This is a genomic window from Methylobacterium sp. BTF04 (assembly GCF_010692745.1).
Lineage (GTDB): Bacteria > Pseudomonadota > Alphaproteobacteria > Rhizobiales > Beijerinckiaceae > Methylobacterium.
The window spans coordinates 13,759-30,864 of record NZ_JAAHTB010000022.1; the positions used below are offsets into that span (position 1 = coordinate 13,759).

The 17,106-nt window shown below is 68.6% G+C and carries 20 protein-coding genes and 1 riboswitch; of the genes, 8 read left to right on the forward strand and 12 right to left on the reverse strand.

What is annotated here, in order from left to right:
* Positions 1-87 precede the first annotated feature (87 nt).
* The 3 genes from cysK to G3T14_RS14325 all read right to left on the reverse strand — a co-directional run bounded on the left by cysK (position 88) and on the right by G3T14_RS14325 (position 2,278).
* Positions 88-1,065 (reverse strand): cysteine synthase A, encoded by a 978-nt coding sequence (cysK, locus tag G3T14_RS14315; protein WP_163643261.1) that lies wholly within the window; start codon positions 1,063-1,065, stop codon positions 88-90.
* Positions 1,066-1,467: 402 nt separating this feature from the next.
* Positions 1,468-1,656, reverse strand: a complete 189-nt coding sequence (locus G3T14_RS14320; RefSeq protein ID WP_163643217.1) for a hypothetical protein — start codon at positions 1,654-1,656, stop codon at positions 1,468-1,470.
* A 115-nt stretch (positions 1,657-1,771) separates the two neighbouring features.
* Positions 1,772-2,278 carry an META domain-containing protein gene (locus G3T14_RS14325; protein ID WP_163643218.1) on the reverse strand — a complete coding sequence of 169 codons (507 nt, stop codon included), beginning with the start codon at positions 2,276-2,278 and terminating at the stop codon, positions 1,772-1,774.
* Positions 2,279-2,597: 319 nt separating this feature from the next.
* On the opposite strand from G3T14_RS14325, the gene G3T14_RS14330 reads away from it, so the two are divergent.
* The 3 genes from G3T14_RS14330 (at position 2,598) to G3T14_RS14340 (ending at position 5,113) form a co-directional block, all read left to right on the forward strand.
* On the forward strand, positions 2,598-2,870 hold the full coding sequence (locus G3T14_RS14330; RefSeq protein WP_163643219.1) for a helix-turn-helix transcriptional regulator: 273 nt from the start codon (positions 2,598-2,600) through the stop codon (positions 2,868-2,870).
* Between the two features lie 149 nt (positions 2,871-3,019).
* Positions 3,020-4,210, forward strand: coding sequence for a glycosyltransferase (locus tag G3T14_RS14335; protein ID WP_348645276.1), 1,191 nt, complete (start codon positions 3,020-3,022; stop codon positions 4,208-4,210).
* A gap of 135 nt (positions 4,211-4,345) precedes the next feature.
* Positions 4,346-5,113 (forward strand): site-2 protease family protein, encoded by a 768-nt coding sequence (locus G3T14_RS14340; RefSeq protein ID WP_163643220.1) that lies wholly within the window; start codon positions 4,346-4,348, stop codon positions 5,111-5,113.
* An 83-nt stretch (positions 5,114-5,196) separates the two neighbouring features.
* Here G3T14_RS14340 and G3T14_RS14345 read toward each other — a convergent pair whose 3' ends face one another.
* A complete protein-coding gene (locus G3T14_RS14345; RefSeq protein ID WP_163643221.1) occupies positions 5,197-5,406 on the reverse strand; it encodes a hypothetical protein in 210 nt (69 codons plus the stop codon).
* A 206-nt stretch (positions 5,407-5,612) separates the two neighbouring features.
* Between G3T14_RS14345 and G3T14_RS14350 the strand changes: the two genes are divergently transcribed.
* Positions 5,613-5,867, forward strand: a complete 255-nt coding sequence (locus G3T14_RS14350) for a hypothetical protein (RefSeq protein WP_163643263.1) — start codon at positions 5,613-5,615, stop codon at positions 5,865-5,867.
* A 214-nt stretch (positions 5,868-6,081) separates the two neighbouring features.
* Here the strand turns inward: G3T14_RS14350 and G3T14_RS14355 are convergent, their stop codons facing one another.
* Positions 6,082-6,684 (reverse strand): BA14K family protein, encoded by a 603-nt coding sequence (locus tag G3T14_RS14355; RefSeq protein WP_163643222.1) that lies wholly within the window; start codon positions 6,682-6,684, stop codon positions 6,082-6,084.
* A gap of 139 nt (positions 6,685-6,823) precedes the next feature.
* Positions 6,824-6,932, forward strand: a riboswitch (TPP riboswitch).
* Positions 6,933-7,005: 73 nt separating this feature from the next.
* Here G3T14_RS14355 and thiC point away from each other — a divergent pair.
* Positions 7,006-8,913 carry a phosphomethylpyrimidine synthase ThiC gene (thiC, locus tag G3T14_RS14360; RefSeq protein ID WP_163643223.1) on the forward strand — a complete coding sequence of 636 codons (1,908 nt, stop codon included), beginning with the start codon at positions 7,006-7,008 and terminating at the stop codon, positions 8,911-8,913.
* A gap of 25 nt (positions 8,914-8,938) precedes the next feature.
* Here the strand turns inward: thiC and G3T14_RS14365 are convergent, their stop codons facing one another.
* The 3 genes from G3T14_RS14365 to G3T14_RS14375 all read right to left on the reverse strand — a co-directional run bounded on the left by G3T14_RS14365 (position 8,939) and on the right by G3T14_RS14375 (position 11,784).
* A complete protein-coding gene (locus G3T14_RS14365) occupies positions 8,939-9,499 on the reverse strand; it encodes a hypothetical protein (RefSeq protein ID WP_163643224.1) in 561 nt (186 codons plus the stop codon).
* Between the two features lie 94 nt (positions 9,500-9,593).
* Entirely contained in the window at positions 9,594-11,210 is a 1,617-nt protein-coding gene (locus G3T14_RS14370) for a DNA polymerase Y family protein (protein ID WP_163643225.1), read from the reverse strand.
* Positions 11,122-11,784, reverse strand: a complete 663-nt coding sequence (locus G3T14_RS14375; RefSeq protein WP_246733346.1) for an ImuA protein — start codon at positions 11,782-11,784, stop codon at positions 11,122-11,124. Before G3T14_RS14375 ends, G3T14_RS14370 begins: the two co-directional genes overlap by 89 nt.
* 371 nt (positions 11,785-12,155) lie before the next feature.
* Here G3T14_RS14375 and G3T14_RS14380 point away from each other — a divergent pair, with 371 nt between their 5' ends.
* From G3T14_RS14380 to G3T14_RS14390, 3 genes are all read left to right on the forward strand, one after another.
* Positions 12,156-12,974, forward strand: a complete 819-nt coding sequence (locus tag G3T14_RS14380) for a collagen-like protein (protein WP_163643227.1) — start codon at positions 12,156-12,158, stop codon at positions 12,972-12,974.
* A 232-nt stretch (positions 12,975-13,206) separates the two neighbouring features.
* Positions 13,207-13,932, forward strand: a complete 726-nt coding sequence (locus tag G3T14_RS14385; RefSeq protein WP_163643228.1) for a TerB family tellurite resistance protein — start codon at positions 13,207-13,209, stop codon at positions 13,930-13,932.
* A 176-nt stretch (positions 13,933-14,108) separates the two neighbouring features.
* A complete protein-coding gene (locus tag G3T14_RS14390) occupies positions 14,109-14,369 on the forward strand; it encodes a hypothetical protein (RefSeq protein WP_163643203.1) in 261 nt (86 codons plus the stop codon).
* Between the two features lie 3 nt (positions 14,370-14,372).
* Here G3T14_RS14390 and G3T14_RS14395 read toward each other — a convergent pair whose 3' ends face one another.
* The 4 genes from G3T14_RS14395 to G3T14_RS14410 all read right to left on the reverse strand — a co-directional run bounded on the left by G3T14_RS14395 (position 14,373) and on the right by G3T14_RS14410 (position 17,032).
* Complete coding sequence (locus G3T14_RS14395; protein WP_163643229.1) at positions 14,373-14,579, reverse strand: hypothetical protein; 207 nt, start codon at positions 14,577-14,579, stop codon at positions 14,373-14,375.
* Between the two features lie 173 nt (positions 14,580-14,752).
* Positions 14,753-15,262 (reverse strand): dUTP diphosphatase, encoded by a 510-nt coding sequence (gene dut / locus G3T14_RS14400; RefSeq protein ID WP_163643230.1) that lies wholly within the window; start codon positions 15,260-15,262, stop codon positions 14,753-14,755.
* On the reverse strand, positions 15,259-16,146 hold the full coding sequence (locus tag G3T14_RS14405) for a CoA ester lyase (RefSeq protein ID WP_163643231.1): 888 nt from the start codon (positions 16,144-16,146) through the stop codon (positions 15,259-15,261). Before G3T14_RS14405 ends, dut begins: the two co-directional genes overlap by 4 nt.
* Positions 16,147-16,234: 88 nt before the next feature.
* Positions 16,235-17,032, reverse strand: a complete 798-nt coding sequence (locus G3T14_RS14410; RefSeq protein WP_163643232.1) for an SDR family NAD(P)-dependent oxidoreductase — start codon at positions 17,030-17,032, stop codon at positions 16,235-16,237.
* Positions 17,033-17,106: the final 74 nt, after the last annotated feature.

The following is a 17,106-nucleotide window of genomic DNA, read 5'->3' on the forward strand; positions in this document are numbered from 1 at the left end:
GCCGGGGTGGCCGACGATGTCGCGTGTCACCCCGGCCGACGCGGACGGGAGGTCGACCGCCCATCCGCCCGCGAGACGAGATCGCCTTCAGATGCCGTCGAACAAGGCCGACGAGATGTAGCGCTCGGCAAACGAGCAGGCGATCGTGACGATGCGCTTGCCGTGGAACTCGGGCCGGGCGGCGAGCTTCAGGGCGGCGGCCACGTTGCCACCGGTGGAGATGCCGCCGGGGATGCCTTCCAGCCGCGAGAGCTGGCGCGCGGTGTCGAACGCCTCCTGGTTCGAGACGGTGATGACCTCGTCGATGAGCGAGCGATCGAGGTTGTCCGGGATGAAGCCGGCGCCGATGCCCTGGATCTTGTGCGGGCCGGGCTGGCCGCCGGAGATCACCGGCGAATCGGTGGGCTCCACGGCGAAGACCTTGAGGTTCGGTAGCCGCGGCTTGAGCACCGAGCCGACGCCGGTGAGGGTGCCGCCGGTGCCCACGCCCGCCACGAAGGCGTCGAGGTGGTGCTGGGTGTCGTTCCAGATCTCCTCGGCCGTGGTCTTCCGGTGGATTTCGGGGTTGGCGGGGTTGGAGAATTGCTGGGGCATGATCGCGCCGGGAATCTCGGCGATGAGTTCCTCGGCTTTGGCGATCGCGCCCTTCATGCCCTGCGGGCCGGGGGTGAGGGCCAGTTCGGCGCCGAGGAAGGCCAGCATCTTGCGGCGCTCCAGCGACATGGTCTCTGGCATGACCAGGATGAGGCGGTAGCCACGGGCGGCGGCCACGAAGGCGAGCGCGATGCCGGTATTGCCCGAGGTCGGTTCCACCAGGGTGCCGCCCGGCTTCAGCTGGCCCGACGCCTCGAGCGCGTCGATCATGTTGACGCCGATGCGGTCCTTGACGCTCGCGATCGGGTTGAAGAATTCGAGCTTCAGCAGGATCTCGGCCTCGACGCCGTGCTCCTTGGTGATGCGGTTCAGGCGCACCAGCGGCGTGTTGCCGATGGTCTCCGTGATCGATCCGAAGATGTGGCCATGGCCGGGCGTGCGAGTCGAAGCGGTGTGAGCGGTCTCGGCCATGGCGGTCTCCTGGAACGGCGTGGTCTCAGGGCCGGCCATGCGCGCGGTGTCCGCGCTGCGTACCGGCCCTGGTCGGTGACGCGCCGGAATATCGCGTCGATCCCACCGAGGCAATCATCAATGACGTTGGGTTGAGGGCAGATCTTCTCTCCGTTCGATCTCGGGCGAACAACAGAGAAGTTTCTTGCTGCGAATACCGGAAACTATAGAAGTTACTTTCAAGACGACCGTCGAACGGGAAACGCCGCTGTCGGCGTTGCCCAATTCGAAAGGGTGTGGAGATCGTCGCCAGGCGGACGCGGCGTTGGAGAGCGTCGCGTCAGCGGCCGACGCAAGCGCCTGCGCATCGCGCCGGATACGCGTCGATCCGGATGACGGAGCGACGCCGCCGCAGCGCGTCCCTCACGCGTGCAGGAAGCCCAGGCCCAGGACGAACAGGGTCGCCACGAACGCGCTCGCGGTGGCGATCAGCGCGGCACCGGGATGGAGGTGCGTGGGGAGGGTGTAGCGGCTCTCGCTCCACGCGCCACGGCGCAGACCGGTGCTGCCGGTGGTCCAGTCCAACCGGGTTCCGACCAACCGCTCGATCATCGGGTGCCTCGTGCTCGCCATGGCGAGCAGAAGGCACAGGAGGCGTTGAAGGAGGGGTGAATCCGCGGTCACCACCGCGGATCGGAGTCAATGGAGACTTAACGCGATCGGTGGTTCAGAGCGCCCGGTCGAACTTGAGTTCGCCCTTCTGGCTCTTGATCACGAGCTGCGAGCCGACGAGATCCCACTGGCCGGCCGTGCGCAGGGCGATGAAGAAATCCTGCTCGGTGGCGCCGAGGCCCTTGTCGCAGGGCTTCTTGGTGAGCGCGAGGGGGCCCACCGCGAGGTGCTGCTCGCGCAGCGGGAAGGCGGTGGCCGCGAAGGTGTTGCAGCCGCCGTAGCCGCGGGCGCGGTACTGCTTGTCGATGATGAAGCTCGGGCGGTCGTTGCCGCTGAACACCTTGCCGTTGAGGCTCACCGCGGTCCAGGTCGAGTCCAGCGGGAAGACCTTTTCCTGCGCCTTGGTGCCCGGGATGTACTGCTTCTTCTCGGGCTTCTCGCGGGCATCCTTGCCGAAGCCGGTGACGTTGCCGCCCATGCCTTGTGCCCGCACCGATGTCGCCGTGGTCACTGCCGTGGCCGCGATGGCACCGGCCATTGCGGCGATCAGGATCGCTCTCATCGTCTGGCCCCCTTTTCGCGCGCTTCGCATCGCGTCGAACGTCCTCTGTCGCGGTCTTCCGCCGTTCCGCGCGATCTTGGCGCGAAGCATTTCGGAAGACGCGACGTGGGCCAATCGGATAAGATTCCAGCACAAATATGGTCAAGGCCATTGCAGCCCGGATTTGGTTCCGTCCCCGAGGGAATTTTTCGGTCGACTCGATCGGGATTGAACGATCGCACCGGACAGGCGGTTGTCCTGCGCAAGACGACCGAGATTGGGAGACGCGATAGTGGTGGGATCGGACGAAAGCGGCCTGGGCGGCCAGGGACCCAACACCATGAGCCCGGCGCAATCGCGGGCCGCGCGCGCCCTGCTGAATTGGTCCGAGGCCGATCTCGCCGGCAAGGTCGGCCTCGGGGAAGGCTTCGTGCGCGATTTCGAATCGGGCGGCAGCGATCCGGCATCGGGCCAGGTCGAGGCTCTGCGCAGCGCCTTGATGGCGGCCGGCGTGGTCTTCACCAACGGTGATTCGGCGGGCGTGCGCCTCGGTGGGCGGATCGGCGACGAGGGAACCCGGCTCGGAGCCCTCAACACCGAGAACGACCGCTAATCGGGCGTCCGGCAAAGCGCGTGATCAACGGGCGGCGGAGCGGGCCTGATCCGATCGGGTCCGACAAGCGTCGGGCCCCGTTCAGCTTGGCCACGCTAACGGTGTAGGGCGTCGCTCGGCCTTTGAGGGCCGGCCCACCGGAGTCGCCCGTGCCGTCCGCCCACCCTTCCCTCGCCACCGACGCCCCGTCCCGTCGCCCCGACACCGTGATCGCCATCCCGGTCCGCAACGAGGCCGAGCGCATCACCGCCTGTCTCCGGGCCATCGACGCCCAGGCGGGGCTCGTGCCTGGAAGCCTCGGGGTGGTTCTGTTCCTCAACAATTGTACCGACGGCACCGACCGGATCGTCGAAGACCTCAGGCCGAGCCTGTCGGTCCCGCTTCAGGTCAGCGTCGTCACCTTCGCCGGCGCCAATGCGGGGTGGGCCCGCCGCGCGGCGATGGATGCCGCCGTCGACTGGATCGGTGCCGAATCGGGCGCGGGCACGATCCTCTCCACGGATGCCGACAGCCGGGTTCCCCCCGATTGGGTGGCGCGCAACCTCGCCGCGCTCGAGGCCGGCGCCGATGCCGTCGCCGGGCGGATCGAGCTCGATCCGGACGAGGCCGCCCTTCTGCCCCCGTCCCTGCACGCCAGGGGCCGGTTGGAGGACGCCTACGGAGCCTTGTTGACGGAGGCGGAGGCGCGCATCGACCCCGATCCGTATGATCCGTGGCCGTGCCATCGCACCACCATCGGTGCCACCCTATCCGTGCGCCTGTCCGCCTACCGGCAGGTCGGCGGCATGCCGGCGATCGCCCTCGGCGAGGACGGCGCGTTCGTGGCGGCTCTCTTGGCCCAGGGATTTCACGTCCGGCACGCCCCCGACGTGGTCGTTACCGTCTCGGGCCGGTTGACGGGGCGGGCGCCCGGCGGAGTCGCCGACACCATACGGGCCCGCTGCGAGAAACCCGACAGCCTGTGCGATGCCCGGCTCGAAGCGGTGCCGCACGCGTTGTTCCGCTATGCGTGGCGCCGCCGCCTGCGCCGCCTGCATGGCGAGGGCCGGCTCGGCACCACGAAGACCTGGGCGCGACTGCTGTCGATCGGCCCGGTGGACGCAGCCCGGATCGCGGCCCTGCCCCTGCCGGGTCTCGCGGTGGCGGAGGCCGAGCGCGTCAGCCCCCGTCTCGGCTACGCTCCGCTCGGACCCGCACATTTGCCGCGCCACATCCGCATCGCCACCGGCGTGCTTGCGGTCATGCGGATCGCCGCACGCTTGCGCATCCGGGTCGCCGCCATCGGGCGATCCACGGCACCGGAGGCGGATGTCGTCGCCATCGAGACACGCGCACCCTGATCATCGAGGCCCCGGCCACCTCGGGATTGGAGTGGAGGCAAATACCGGCCATGGTGCGCCACGGCGTCAGCCGACCGTGCCGGATCATGGGGGCGAGGCGAGCGCAGTGACCAGGATCGAGCGACCGGACCACGCATGCCGCCAGTGACCTCGCAGGCGCGCACCGGCCCGGTCACGCCCAGCGCCAATTTCCTGCTCATTGCGCTGATCTTCGCGAGCATCGGCTTTGCCATCGGTGTCGGCGCGCTCGAAGGGACCGGCGCCGGCTTCGTCTTCGTGGTGACGGGCTTCGTACTCGGACTGTGCCTGCACGAGTTCGGGCACGCCTTCGTCGCGCGGAGACTGGGCGATACCGGCATGCCCACCACCGGATACCTCACCATCGACCCGCGGCACTTCACCGATCCGGTCGCGACGCTGGTGCTGCCGGTGCTGTACACGATCCTGGGCGGCATCGGTCTTCCCGGTGGCAGCGCGCCGGTCGATCGGGACAGGGTGTCCGGCAAGGCGCGGCAGGCGATCGTCGCGGCGGCCGGCCCCGCCATGAGCGTGGCGATCCTCGCCGTCCTTGCGGGGCTCTACGGCCTGACCGGCACCGGCGCGAAGCCGTTGAGCGCCGTGCTGGCGGTCTCGGCCCTGTTCCAGTGCACCGCCCTCATCGTCAACCTCGTACCGATCCCGGGATTGGACGGCTACGGCATGATAAGCCCATGGTTTCCCGACGCTTGGCGCAGTGTCGGAGACCGGATCGCTCGCCATGCGGGGCTTATCCTGACGGCCTCGTTCCTGCTATGCGAAGTCGTCGGCCGCCCCCTGCTTCGTATCAGCTTGCCGATGACGGCGCTGCTAGGTTTCGCGCCCGACGACGTCGTTGCCGGATATCAGCTCATCAGACTCTGGTGACGGTTCTTCAATACTGTTTTGAATTTTCCGCGCTCGAAATTTGTACGATAGTGCACGCTCGTGTCATGCTGCATCGCGGTCACTTATCGAGCGGGGTGATCGCCCGATAGTGTCATGCGCGTGGGCTCGCAGAGATCGGTTGCGTGATGATTGCCGGCCATTCCCATCCTGATCCCACTGGCGGCGTAGCCCAGGGCCAGACGTCGTATCGGGCACATTACCTCGGACCGGAAGGCAATGTTCTGCGAACCAAGACGATCCTGGCCGATGACGACGCCGAAGCCCTGGAGCATGCGCGAAAACTCCTGGATGGACGGTCCATCACGGTCTGGGAAGGGTCGCGTCTTCTCGCGCGCCTCGATCCACCCTGGAGTGCGGACCACTCCTGGAGCATATGAACGCTGAACGGTCGCGCTGCTGCGCCACGCGAATTCCATGATACAGGCCGCGCGAAGTCCGGACCCGGCCGAAGGTGGCGCGCGGCCCGGTGGAGACCGCGATGGCGCTCAAGACGACGTTTGTGGTGCAGACCTTCGTACTCAAGCGCAAGCGGCTCTCGCCCGGCGACCGGGAGGTGGCGGTGACCGAGAGCGGCGCTCTGAAGAAGGCCGAGGCGATGTCGGCGCGCTTTCCCGGTACGGCGGCGCTGAAGGTCGTGGCCGACGACGAGACCGGGGAGCTCGAAAGCGCGACGATTCTCGGCGCCTTCGGCGAGGTGCCGGACGACTTCGCCGACAGCCTGCAGGGCTCCTGATACGGTTTCCGGCCGATGACCTCGGTGGACCCGGGCGCGACGGGCTCCCTGTCCCGTTCGGGAGAGGAGACCCGAGCTCACAAGAGACCGAAGCGATCAGACGGAAACGGTATGCCAGGGTCTTCCTGATCGCAGTGTCGTTCGAACGAGAAAGGCCCCGAACGCCAGGAGCGTCGGGGCCTTCGTTCACATGTAGGCGATCAGCGCAGGGACGTTACGGGCAGGAATGCCGCTGTCCGTCATTGCCGAGATAGGTGCCGGACCGGCGATCGTAGGACCGGAAACGCTGGACGCAGTAGGCCACGTCCTCGCCCTGAGGGGCGACCTGGGTCTCGCCGCCGTAATAGGCCGGGGCGTATCCACCACCGTAGGGCGCATAACCGCCACCGTAATAGGCCGGCGCATAGCCACCGCCGTAATAATCGTCGCCGTAATAGCTGCTGCCGAGACCGTAGCCGATGCCCGCTCCGGCCAAGCCGAGCCCGAGGCCGAGGCCCAACCCGCCATAGTTGCGGCGGTAGCCGTAGCCGTAGCCGCGTCCGCCGAAGCCGCCGCGGTTTCCGGCAAAGCCGCCCTGATAGCCGCCACGATTGAACCCGACGGCGCCACCCCTGCCGCCACCGACGCCCAAGCCGCCGCCGAGCAGGTTGCCGCGCATGCCGCCCAGGGTTCCGGGTCGGAAGCCGCCGCCGACATGTCCGCCGCCACCGTGGAATCCACCGCCGCGGAACCCGCCGCCGGGCCGGGCATCGGCCGAGGCCGGGATGAGGGCAACGGCACCGATCAGGGCCGCCGATGCGAGAAGAATGCGCTTCATGGGAAATGCCTGCCGGTTCGAGGAAAGGCTGTACTGGGGTGAACGCGCAACCCGGCGATAAAGTTCGTATTTCGTTACCGGACGTCGGATCAGGCGGACGCGGCGCAATTGACAAACCGGGTTCGAGACCCGACCCTGGAACCATTCCGAGGGGAGCTCCGAGTCCGGGGGCTGAGATTGGGCGCGCCGCCCTGACCCTTGAACCTGATCCGGTTCGTACCGGCGGAGGGACGGGAATTCGTGCGGTGCGCTTTGCGCTTCGCCCCAACCTGATGTCGTCGTCACGAGTCCGGGTCGCCTCCAACGCCAGGAGCCCGCCCGATGAACAAGCCCGTCCTCCCGAAAGACCTCCCCCAGAAGGAACTCGGCAAGAGTTCACCCCAAGCGGTGACCACCGGCCCGATCATCGGCTCGCGGAAGGTCTACGCCACGGTGGCGGGCCATGCCGACATCCGGGTGCCGTTCCGCGAAGTGACCCTGAGCGATCCGAAGGAGGCCCCGGTGCGGGTCTACGATCCGTCGGGGCCCTACACCGAGACCGATGCGGCGATCGACCTGAATGCCGGCCTGCCCGGCATCCGCGACCCGTGGATCGCCAAGCGCGGCTACGCCACCGTGACGCCGCGTGCGGTCAAGCCCGAGGACAACGGCTTCGTGCCGGAAGACAAGCTCGTGGCCCCCTGCCCGGCGACGCGCCTGATCCGCAAGGCCGGGCCGGGCCAGATGGTGACGCAATACGAGTTCGCCAAAGCCGGGATCATCACCGAGGAGATGATCTACGTCGCGCACCGTGAAAACCTAGCCCGCGAAAAAATGCTGGAGGGGGCCGAGGCCGCCCTGGCCGACGGCAACAGCTTCGGCGCCGCGCTGCCGTCCTTCATCTCCCCGGAATTCGTGCGCGAGGAGGTGGCGCGCGGCCGCGCCATCATCCCGGCCAACATCAATCACCCCGAAGTCGAGCCGATGGCGATCGGGCGCAACTTCCTCGTCAAGATCAACGCCAATATCGGCAACTCGGCCGTGACCTCGTCGGCGGCCGAAGAGGTCGAGAAGCTGGTCTGGGCGACGCGCTGGGGTGCCGATACGGTCATGGACCTGTCGACGGGCCGCAACATCCACAACATCCGCTCGTGGATCGTGCGCAACTCGCCCGTGCCGATCGGTACCGTGCCGATCTACCAGGCCCTGGAGAAGGTCGGCGGCGATCCGCTCAAGCTCGACTGGGAGGTGTTCAAGGACACGCTCATCGAACAGGCCGAGCAGGGGATCGATTACTTCACCATCCATGCGGGCGTGCGCCTCGCCCACGTGCCGCTCACCGCGCGCCGCGTCACCGGCATCGTCTCGCGCGGCGGCTCGATCATGGCGCGCTGGTGTCTCGCCGGGCACCGCGAATCGTTCCTCTACGAGCGCTTCGACGAGATCTGCGACATCATGCGGGCCTACGACGTGTCGTTCTCGCTCGGAGACGGCCTGCGCCCGGGTTCGATCGCGGATGCCAACGATGCGGCGCAGTTCGCCGAGTTGGAGACGCTCGGCGAGTTGACGAAGATCGCCTGGGACAAGGGGTGCCAGACCATGATCGAGGGCCCCGGCCACGTGCCGATGCACAAGATCAAGGTGAACATGGAAAAGCAGCTCGAGGAGTGCGGCGAGGCGCCGTTCTACACCCTCGGCCCGCTGACCACCGATATCGCACCGGGCTACGACCACATCACCTCCGGCATCGGTGCGGCGATGATCGGCTGGTTCGGTTGCGCGATGCTCTGCTACGTCACGCCGAAGGAGCATCTCGGCCTGCCCAACCGCGACGACGTGAAGACCGGCGTCATCACCTACAAGATCGCCGCCCACGCCGCGGATCTGGCCAAGGGCCACCCCGCCGCGCAGTTGCGCGACGACGCCCTCAGCCGCGCCCGGTTCGACTTCCGCTGGGAGGACCAGTTCAACCTGTCCCTCGATCCGGATACGGCGCGCGCCTATCACGACGAGACCATGCCCAAGGACGCCCACAAGGTCGCGCATTTCTGCTCGATGTGCGGGCCGAAATTCTGCTCGATGAAGATCACGCAGGATCTGCGCGCCGAGGTGCTGGCGATGGAGGCCGCCGGTCAGGTTCTGGGCGAGGCGATGCCGATGAGCCAGGCCGAGCGCGAAGCCGGGATGGCGGCGAAATCCGCCGAGTTCCAGGCCGAGGGCGGCAAGCTCTACGTGGATGCGGCCGAGTAGGCGTCAGCGACGCCCCCGGCCGGTCTCAGCTGACCGGCGGGGGGCAGGCATCGGGGGGAAGAACCGCCATCGGTGCATAGACTTCGAGACTGGTCTCGACCCGTGCACCATAGGCATCATGGAGTGCGCCGAGCATCAGATCGGCCGCGACACCGAAACCGGGTGGGGTGCCGATCTCGAGCGTGCGCTCGTAGTTTCCGTCGGGATCGTCCTGGAGGAAGCCCAGTCGATGGAGGGCCGAAACCGAAAGCGGCGACAGCACGAAACGAGCGTCCTTCGTTTTGGGGCCGTAAGCGCCGGACGACGCCTCGCAGTGCATCTTGGTATCCTCATCGAAGTACATGCACTGCACGTAGCTCTCCTCGGAACTGGCGATGCTCACGGCGATGAAACGGTCCTTGGAGGTCGAGCGTGGGCCGCGCAGGTGAATACTGCGCAAGCGCTCGACGATGGCGCAGCGATGGGTCGCGATGAACCCGTCCCGAGCGGGATCGGCCAAAGCGACGCCGGGTACCGAACCGAGGATGACCGCGAGTATCGCAGACCCGAGCGGCCGGGTCGGGGCCTGCGCCAGCGCGGTGATCATTCTGGGCTCCTGCGTTCTTGGACCGAGGACGCCTTATACCACCATGAGTTGAAAATGGGATGACGACGCGCCGATCCTTGCGGATTATGCCTGCTCACGCGAACAACCCATGCACGAACCACTGCACCGGCTTCTGCAGGGTGAAAGGCCCCTCGCGATAGACCCAGAGGCGGCGGCCAGCCTCGTCTTCGACCACGTAATAGTCGCGGACCGGTGCCGATCCGCGCCACCACTCGTCGGCGATGCGCTCGGGGCCGTCCGCATGGATGATCCGGTGGAGCCGGCGGCGCCAGCGGAAGCGCTGGGGCGGCCCGTCGGGAACGAGGGCGATCACGTCCTCCACTGCTTCGCCCCGGCGCAGCAGCACGAGGGGACGTGGCGGCAGCCGGCTTGCGGTCACACGGATCGGATCGAGCGGGCTCCCTGTCCCGGAAGACAGGGACTTCGCGCTGGGCCCTGCTTCGGGCGTGGAAACACCGATGTGACGCCCGATCACGGGCTTCCAGGGCAGGACGGCCTCCGCCCGTTCGGGGAGATGGCTCGCCAAGGCGTGCGAGCGCAGCGGGTGCGGCCCGATGCGCTGGCGCAGGGCATCGACGAGGCAGCCCGGCCCTTCCACCTCCGCCGGTCCCTCCACCAGGGTGATCTGGCGCTCACTCATCGGGCCCGTCGACACCACCGCAAGGCTGACGGTCTCGAAGCCGAAGCCGGCATCGAGCGCGCTGCCGAGCCGATCGAGGCGCAGGTCGAGCAGGCGTCCGACCTGCCGCGCGCAACGGGTCGGTACGCTGACGGCGAGATCGAGGGTGCGCACGCAGCCATCGACGCGGGTCAGGGTCAATCGCAGCGCACGCGCCCCGAGGCCGGTGGCTTCGAGCTGGGGGGTCAGCTCCTCCATCAGGCGGGTCGCGGTGGCGACGATGGTCTCCTGCCGGCCGATCGGTTCGAGAAAACCGCGCGTGGCGCAGATGTCGTGGGGCTCGTCCAGCGGAACCAGCGGTTCGGGCCGGAGACCGAGCGCCTGATCGAGACGCAGCACCAGACTCTCACCGAAGCGTCGGGCGAGGGCCGCGCGCGACGCGTCCATCAAGTGGCCGATCCGGCGCAGCCCGAGTCGGGCTAAGGATTGCGCCAGGGCCGGATCGAGGCGCAGGGCCGCGACGCTTATGCAACGCAGGGCCTCAGCGTTGCACCCTGGCGTCACGATTCCACCCCCGCCGTGGCGGGCGAGCGCGAAGGCGCAGCCCGGCGTATCCGCAAGCGCGATGCGGGCCGGCAATCCGCCCACCGCCAAGCGCAGCGAAAGGTCGGCGACGAGGTCCGCCTCGGTGCCGAACAGATGGCTCGCGCCCTGGACATCGAGGAAGACCCCGTCGCGTCCCTCAGCCGGCCCGAAGGCGGCGATCGTCGGCGTGTAGCGCTTGGCCCACAGGCAGAGCCGCACCAGCGCCGCCGCATCGGCCTCCGGGTCCGACGGATGGACGGCGATGGGCGTACCGATCCGGGCGCGGGCACGCGCCAGGGGCTCGCCGGGGCTCAGGCCCAAAGCACTGGCGGTGGCATCCACAGAGGTCAGGCGCAGGCCGTTGGCCTCCATCGCCGCGACGACCATCGGACCCGTGTCAGGAACGCCCTGCACGCCGGCGGTCTGCATCCGCCTCAGCCGCGTGACCGGCCAATGCTCCAGCCAGACCGAAACGATGCGCGGCATGATCCCACTCCAAGAGCCAGTCTCCTATCCGCCCGTTGCGGCTCCGCTCGAGCCGCACCTGCCAGCACGGGCGCTCGATGCAGCCGAAGCGGTCCCGCAGGGCCTTGCCGGCGGCGATCCGCCACCGTGTCGCCGCCACGTTGGGACTTTCGACAGCCGATGACCGCAGCATGAGGAGCAGCAGGTCGGTGCGCTCGGCGGCCAGATGAAGCCGGCGGCTCTGCGCCAGCGGCAGGCCGGCATCGAGGAAGCCGGCCACCGCCGCGAGCCCCGTCGCGCGCAGGGCCTCCTCCACCGCCCGAAAGGCGTCCCGATCACCGTCGACCTCGAACAGCAACACCCGGCCCGGATCAAGGCCGAGGCCGGCAAGTCCTTGGCCGTAGGGCCTCGGATGCCCGCGCGCGGTGACGAGGAGCGCCTCGCCCTCGATCCGTGCGAGCCGACGCGCGACGAGGGCAAGGGCAAAGCCCAGTGCCGCCGGCTCGTCGCCCGCATTCTCGGGCGCGATCTCGTGCAACTGCCCGAGCCCGAGACCGCCAGGGGCGAGCCGCATATCGATGGCGTGAATGCCCATCGGCATGACACCACGCGTGCCGGGACCCGCGGCTCCGCCAGCCACGAGCCCGCGCAAGGCGGCGATCGTTGCAGAGGCAAACGGCGGCCTCTCGGGGTCATTCCGTGTATCTGTCGGGTCCTGTGTCATCGGCTCCGTTCCGCTCCAACCACGATAGGAACAAAACAAGAACATTCTCAACCGACTTTTGAGGCCGGTGAAATTTTCTCGCCGGGCCAGTGCCTTGGCCTGTGGAGGACTGTGGATGAGTGTGGACAACGCCGTCGCGGCGCTGGTGCTCGGCACGTCCGGCCAGGCTTGACCCTGCGGCGGCGGCAGGGCAGCACTCTCACCCTGCCGCGCACCAGACGCGGATCAGCCGGGAGAAGTCCATGCGCCTCGATCGCGCCGTCGTGGTCCTGTCGGGCCTAGCCGCCCTCACCGGAATCGGTCAGGCCGTCGCACAGACGGCACAGCCTCGTGCGGCGGTCAAAACCGCGCAGCCGCGCCAGCCACAGGCCGCGTCCCAGCCGATCCAGGTCTACGATGCACGCTTCGAGAACGGCGATCTGCGAATCTCCGGCAGCGTGCGCAAGGCCGGCACCGTCGTGGTGCTCGACGAGGATATCTCGATCATCGCCGACAGCCGCGGCCGCTTCGTCTTCCGCCTGCCCTACGTGCCGACGAACTGCATCGCCACGCTGAAGGCGGGCGACGACGAGCGCGAGGCAGTCATCGCCAATTGCGGCCCTGCCGGTCAGCCCGGCCCCAAGGGCGAGGACGGCGCCAAGGGCGAAGCCGGCCAGAAGGGCGAGACCGGCCCTGCCGGACCACAGGGCGTAGCGGGTCTCCCCGGCCCTCAGGGCGCCGCCGGCCCCAAGGGCGAAACCGGTCCGAAGGGTGAGACGGGACAGAAGGGCGAGATCGGTACGCCAGGACAATCCGGCGAGCGCGGACAGGCGGGCACCAAGGGCGAAGCCGGCGCTGTGGGCGTTGCCGCCACGGCGACGTCGTCCCCGTTCCGGACCGTCCGTGTCGACACCTGCCCGGCCGGCGGCTGCACGCTGTCATGCGAGACCACCGAGGTTCTGATTTCGGCCTATTGCCTGAAGGGCGGCTCCGCCCTCATCACGCCGGGGGCCGGCACCGCGGTGAGCGTGTCGTGCCCCGCCGAGAGCCAGGGGCTGGTCGGCATCTGCGGCCGGCCCTGAGGCCGAAAACGGCCCATTTTAGACGAACCGAGGACGAACGCGCGACCGGAGGCCGTGATCGAACGCGCGAAGGGCATCGCGCAAGCCGTGGTGCCGGGTGTAAGGACGCGCGATACGACTTTCGATTCCGGCTCTCCATGACCTTTCGCCCACTCCCCCCCCCCTTTGCCGGCCCCCTTGCCGCCTGCCTGCCGCTCGCAAGGGTTTGTCCGTCATCCGCCGGGGCCTTGCGATGAGCACGGGCATCTGGGGCAAGCTCGGGGGGGCCGGTATCGGCCTCGCGGTGGGCGGCCCGCTCGGCGGTCTCGTCGGCGGGGTCGCGGGTCACTTCCTGGTCGATCGAGAAGGGGCGCTGTTCGGCACGACCCCGCGCGACGTGGTGTTCACCACCGGACTCGTGGCGCTGGCGGCCAAGATGGCCAAGTCCGACGGGGTAGTGACGCCGGCCGAAATCGAGGCGTTCGCGCAAGTCGTGCAGGTGGGCGAACGCGAGCGCGCCGGCGTCCAGCGCCTGTTCGACCTCGCCAAGGGCACCGCCAACGGCTTCGAAGCCTATGCGCGCCAGATGGCCAATACCTTCCACGACGAGCCGGCCCTGCTCGAGGACGTGCTCGACGGTCTGTTCCATATCGCCAAGGCCGATGGCGCGATCCACGAGGCTGAGGAGCGCTACCTGCGCGCGGTGGCCGAAGCCTTCGGCTTCGACGAGGCCGCCTTCCGCCGCATCGCCGCCCGCCATGTCAGCCTCTCGGACGACCCCTATCTGGTGCTCGGACTCGACCACGACGTCACCGATGCCGAGTTGAAAGCCGGTCACCGGGCGCTGGTGATCGAGAATCATCCCGACCGGGCCATCGCCCGTGGTCTGCCGCCCGAGGCCGTGACCATCGCCACGCGGCGGCTGGCCGTCATCAACGCCGCCTACGACCGGATCGCCGGCGAACGCGGCCTGCGATAGGCCTCTCTGCCGCGCCCAATGAGCCGACGCGGGCCCGTGGCGCATTGGAGTCAAACGGTCCCACATGGCTTGGCGGCAAAAGGCTCGGGGAACGATCCGTCCCCCTGCCCCGTTCCAGCCAAGGTGTCGGTCGCGTCGCCGCTCCGGCGCAGGCATCGAAGACCGGAGGCTACCGAATGGCCACGCGACGTCTCGCCATGGGCGCTGTCATCCTCGGCCTCGCGTGGTCGAGCCCCGGATTGGCCCAGTACATGGCCCTCACGAACCACGCGGCACCCGCGGAGGCGCCACGGGTAGTCGTCCCTCCGGCAGGGCCGCTGCCGCTGCCACCTCCGCGCCCCACGGCCCGGGTTCTCGACGGCGAACTGCCCAACCAGCATACCGGCCCCAAACACGAGCGCGTGGTGCGCGATATCTGCATCGGCTGCGACCGCTGATCCTCACGCCTGCTTCAGCGAGCGCGTGATACGCTCGACCATGCCCTGCGACAGCCGGACGAACTGGCCGGTCCCGTGGCCGCGGGTGTCGAGGAGTTCGGCAAACAGCGGCTTGGCCGGTTCGTAGGCCAGCGCATCCAGAGCCACGCCCTTGCGGCGCTTGGCCCGCAAGCGTTCGGCGAGAACATCGGGAACGAACGGATCGCGCAACCCTCAGGCTCCTGTCTCGACGCCGGACTCGACGGAAGCGCCGGGTTAAGCGCGATGGGTTGCCGGGGGCTTAAGAGGGTGCGGATCGCCAGCCATCAAGCCGCTGGGGAACGCAGTGAACAGGCAACATCAGAGAGGCACTCGAGCAGCGCCGCGCCCTGGAAGCGGCGCCCTTACCGCACGCCCGTGGAGCCGAACCCGCCCTGCCCCCGGCCGGTAGGCGAAGAATTAGAAGAAGAATCCGCCACGGCATCCGTCACCGTGAAGTCCGGCCGGGTCACGTGGGTGAAGACGAGCTGCGCGATGCGGTCGCCGGGCAGGATCGTGATCGCGGCCTGCGGCGCACCGGGACTCGGCGGCGGATTGCGGTTCCAGGCCGAGATCATCAACGGCCCCTCGTAATCGGCATCGATCACGCCGACGCCATTGCCCATCACGAGGCCGTCGCGATGGCCGAGGCCGGAGCGCGGATAGATCAGCGCGCACCAGTCGGGATCGTGGATCGCGACGGAAAAACCCGCTGGGATCAGTACGGCCGGCGCTTGCGGCTCCAGGCTGAGCGGCGCGTCGAGGCAGGCATGCAGGTCGAGCCCGGCGGCCGAGGCCGAGCCCCAGCGCGGGAACCCCCAACCGGGCAGGCGCGGATCGAGAAGCCGGAATGCGACCGCGAGTTTCGCGCTCACGCGCTGCGCGCCGCGATGGCGTCGGCCATGGCGAGGATGCGGGCGGCCTCTGCAGCATGCAGCCGCTCGATCATCCGGCCCTCGAACGCGATGGCGCCGCGCCCGGCATTCTCCGGAGCCTGAAACGCCGCGATGATCGCGTGAGCCTCGGCGATGGCCTCCGGCGTGGGGCCGAACACCGCATTGGCGGTGGCGATCTGGTCGGGATGGATCAGCATCTTGCCGTCGAAGCCGCAATCGCGGCCCTGCTCGCACTCCGCCCTAAAGCCGTCGGCATCGCGAAATGCGTTGTAGATCCCATCGATCACGTCGATCTCGTAGGCACGCGCCGCCGCGACCGCGCTCATCAGCCAGGGCATCAGAGCCGGGCGCCCCGGAACTCCGAGGCGGACCCGGCTCGCCTTAGCGAGATCGTTGGGGCCGAGCACGAGGCAGGCGAGCCGAGTGTCGACGTCGCGGGCCGAACTGGCGATGTCGGCGATGTGCAGGAGCGCCATCGGGCTCTCGATCATCGCCCAGACGCGGGTGCGGTCCGGCGCGCCGAGGCGGCGCAGGCGCGAGCCGACGGCCACTAGCGCGTCCGGCCCGGTGACCTTGGGCACCAGGATCGCGTCCGGTCCCGCCGGGGCGATGGCCGCGAGATCGGCCTCGCCCCAAGGCGTGTCGAGGGCGTTGATCCGCACAACGACCTCGCGCCGGCCGAAGGCGCGGGCGGCGACAGCATGGGCCACCGCGTCCCGCGCCATCGCCTTCACCTCCGGCGCCGCCGCATCCTCGAGGTCGATCATCACGGCGTCGGCGGATAGACCCTGCGCCTTCTCCAGCACTCGCGGATTCGATCCGGGCATGGAGAGCAGGCTGCGGCGCGGACGAATCTCGGTCATGGCATCCGTCCCCTCGCAGCCGTCGTCATCGGGTCGGCGATACCGCCCTCGGGAGACGGTTTCAAGACGCCGACCCGACGTGGCGGGATCAGGCGATGCTCCGGACCACGCCGCCATCCACCCGCAGGGCCGCGCCACTCGTGGCGCTCGCCGCCGGGCTGCAGATATAGGCCACCATGTTGGCGACCTCCGACACGGTGGCGAGCCGCCCGATCAGCGACGTCGGGCGGTGTTCGGCGACGAACGCCCGGCCCATCGCGTCGAGATCGGTCTCGCCGGATTGTGCGGCCATCTTGGTCATGAACTCGGCAACGCCCTCCGAGAGGGTCGGGCCGGGCAGCACGCTGTTGACCGTGACACCGGTCCCCGAGACGGTCTCGGCGAGTCCGCGCGAGACCGCGAGCTGCGCCGTCTTGGTCATGCCGTAATGGACCATCTCCACTGGAATGTTGAGGCCGGACTCACTGGAGATGAAAACCACGCGGCCCCAGCCCCGCTCCACCATGCCGGGGGTATAGATCCGCGACAGGCGCACGCCGCTCATGACGTTGGTCTCGAAGAAGCGCTGCCAATCCTCGTCCGGAATTTCGAAGAAGGGTTTCGGCTCGAAGATTCCGGCATTGTTGACGAGGATATCCACGTCCGGCAGCCCGGTGCGGACCCGCTCGGCGCCGGCCGCATGGGCCACGTCGCCGGGCGCCGCGATGAAGGCGCCGGTGCTGGTCTCGCCCTTCAGTTTGGTGATCGCATCGCGGACACGCTCCTGCGTCCGCCCGTTGATCGCCACCGTTGCGCCGAGTGCGGCCAAGGCCTTGGCGATCGCGTAGCCGATGCCGCCGGTGGAGCCGGTGACGAGGGCGCGCCGGCCCGTGAGGTCGATATCCATGGGAACCTCCGTGGTTGTGCCTGTGCCGAACCAACGCCCGAAGGCGCGATCCGACGCAGGCCACGCCGCGCGTT

Excerpts from the sequence above, each read along its gene's own strand:
- G3T14_RS14375 (WP_246733346.1), bottom strand. The coding sequence starts at position 11,784 with ATGGGCATTCACGCCATCGATATGCGGCTCGCCCCTGGCGGTCTCGGG.
- G3T14_RS14365 (WP_163643224.1), bottom strand. The coding sequence starts at position 9,499 with ATGATCACCGCGCTGGCGCAGGCCCCGACCCGGCCGCTCGGGTCTGCG.
- G3T14_RS14325 (WP_163643218.1), bottom strand. The coding sequence starts at position 2,278 with ATGAGAGCGATCCTGATCGCCGCAATGGCCGGTGCCATCGCGGCCACG.
- G3T14_RS14320 (WP_163643217.1), bottom strand. The coding sequence starts at position 1,656 with ATGATCGAGCGGTTGGTCGGAACCCGGTTGGACTGGACCACCGGCAGC.
- thiC (WP_163643223.1), top strand. The coding sequence starts at position 7,006 with ATGAACAAGCCCGTCCTCCCGAAAGACCTCCCCCAGAAGGAACTCGGC.
- G3T14_RS14350 (WP_163643263.1), top strand. The coding sequence starts at position 5,613 with ATGGCGCTCAAGACGACGTTTGTGGTGCAGACCTTCGTACTCAAGCGC.
- G3T14_RS14340 (WP_163643220.1), top strand. The coding sequence starts at position 4,346 with ATGCCGCCAGTGACCTCGCAGGCGCGCACCGGCCCGGTCACGCCCAGC.
- G3T14_RS14390 (WP_163643203.1), top strand. The coding sequence starts at position 14,109 with ATGGCCACGCGACGTCTCGCCATGGGCGCTGTCATCCTCGGCCTCGCG.
- G3T14_RS14345 (WP_163643221.1), bottom strand. The coding sequence starts at position 5,406 with ATGCTCCAGGGCTTCGGCGTCGTCATCGGCCAGGATCGTCTTGGTTCG.
- G3T14_RS14405 (WP_163643231.1), bottom strand. The coding sequence starts at position 16,146 with ATGACCGAGATTCGTCCGCGCCGCAGCCTGCTCTCCATGCCCGGATCG.
- G3T14_RS14410 (WP_163643232.1), bottom strand. The coding sequence starts at position 17,032 with ATGGATATCGACCTCACGGGCCGGCGCGCCCTCGTCACCGGCTCCACC.
- G3T14_RS14380 (WP_163643227.1), top strand. The coding sequence starts at position 12,156 with ATGCGCCTCGATCGCGCCGTCGTGGTCCTGTCGGGCCTAGCCGCCCTC.
- G3T14_RS14370 (WP_163643225.1), bottom strand. The coding sequence starts at position 11,210 with ATGCCGCGCATCGTTTCGGTCTGGCTGGAGCATTGGCCGGTCACGCGG.
- G3T14_RS14385 (WP_163643228.1), top strand. The coding sequence starts at position 13,207 with ATGAGCACGGGCATCTGGGGCAAGCTCGGGGGGGCCGGTATCGGCCTC.
- cysK (WP_163643261.1), bottom strand. The coding sequence starts at position 1,065 with ATGGCCGAGACCGCTCACACCGCTTCGACTCGCACGCCCGGCCATGGC.
- G3T14_RS14330 (WP_163643219.1), top strand. The coding sequence starts at position 2,598 with ATGAGCCCGGCGCAATCGCGGGCCGCGCGCGCCCTGCTGAATTGGTCC.
- G3T14_RS14355 (WP_163643222.1), bottom strand. The coding sequence starts at position 6,684 with ATGAAGCGCATTCTTCTCGCATCGGCGGCCCTGATCGGTGCCGTTGCC.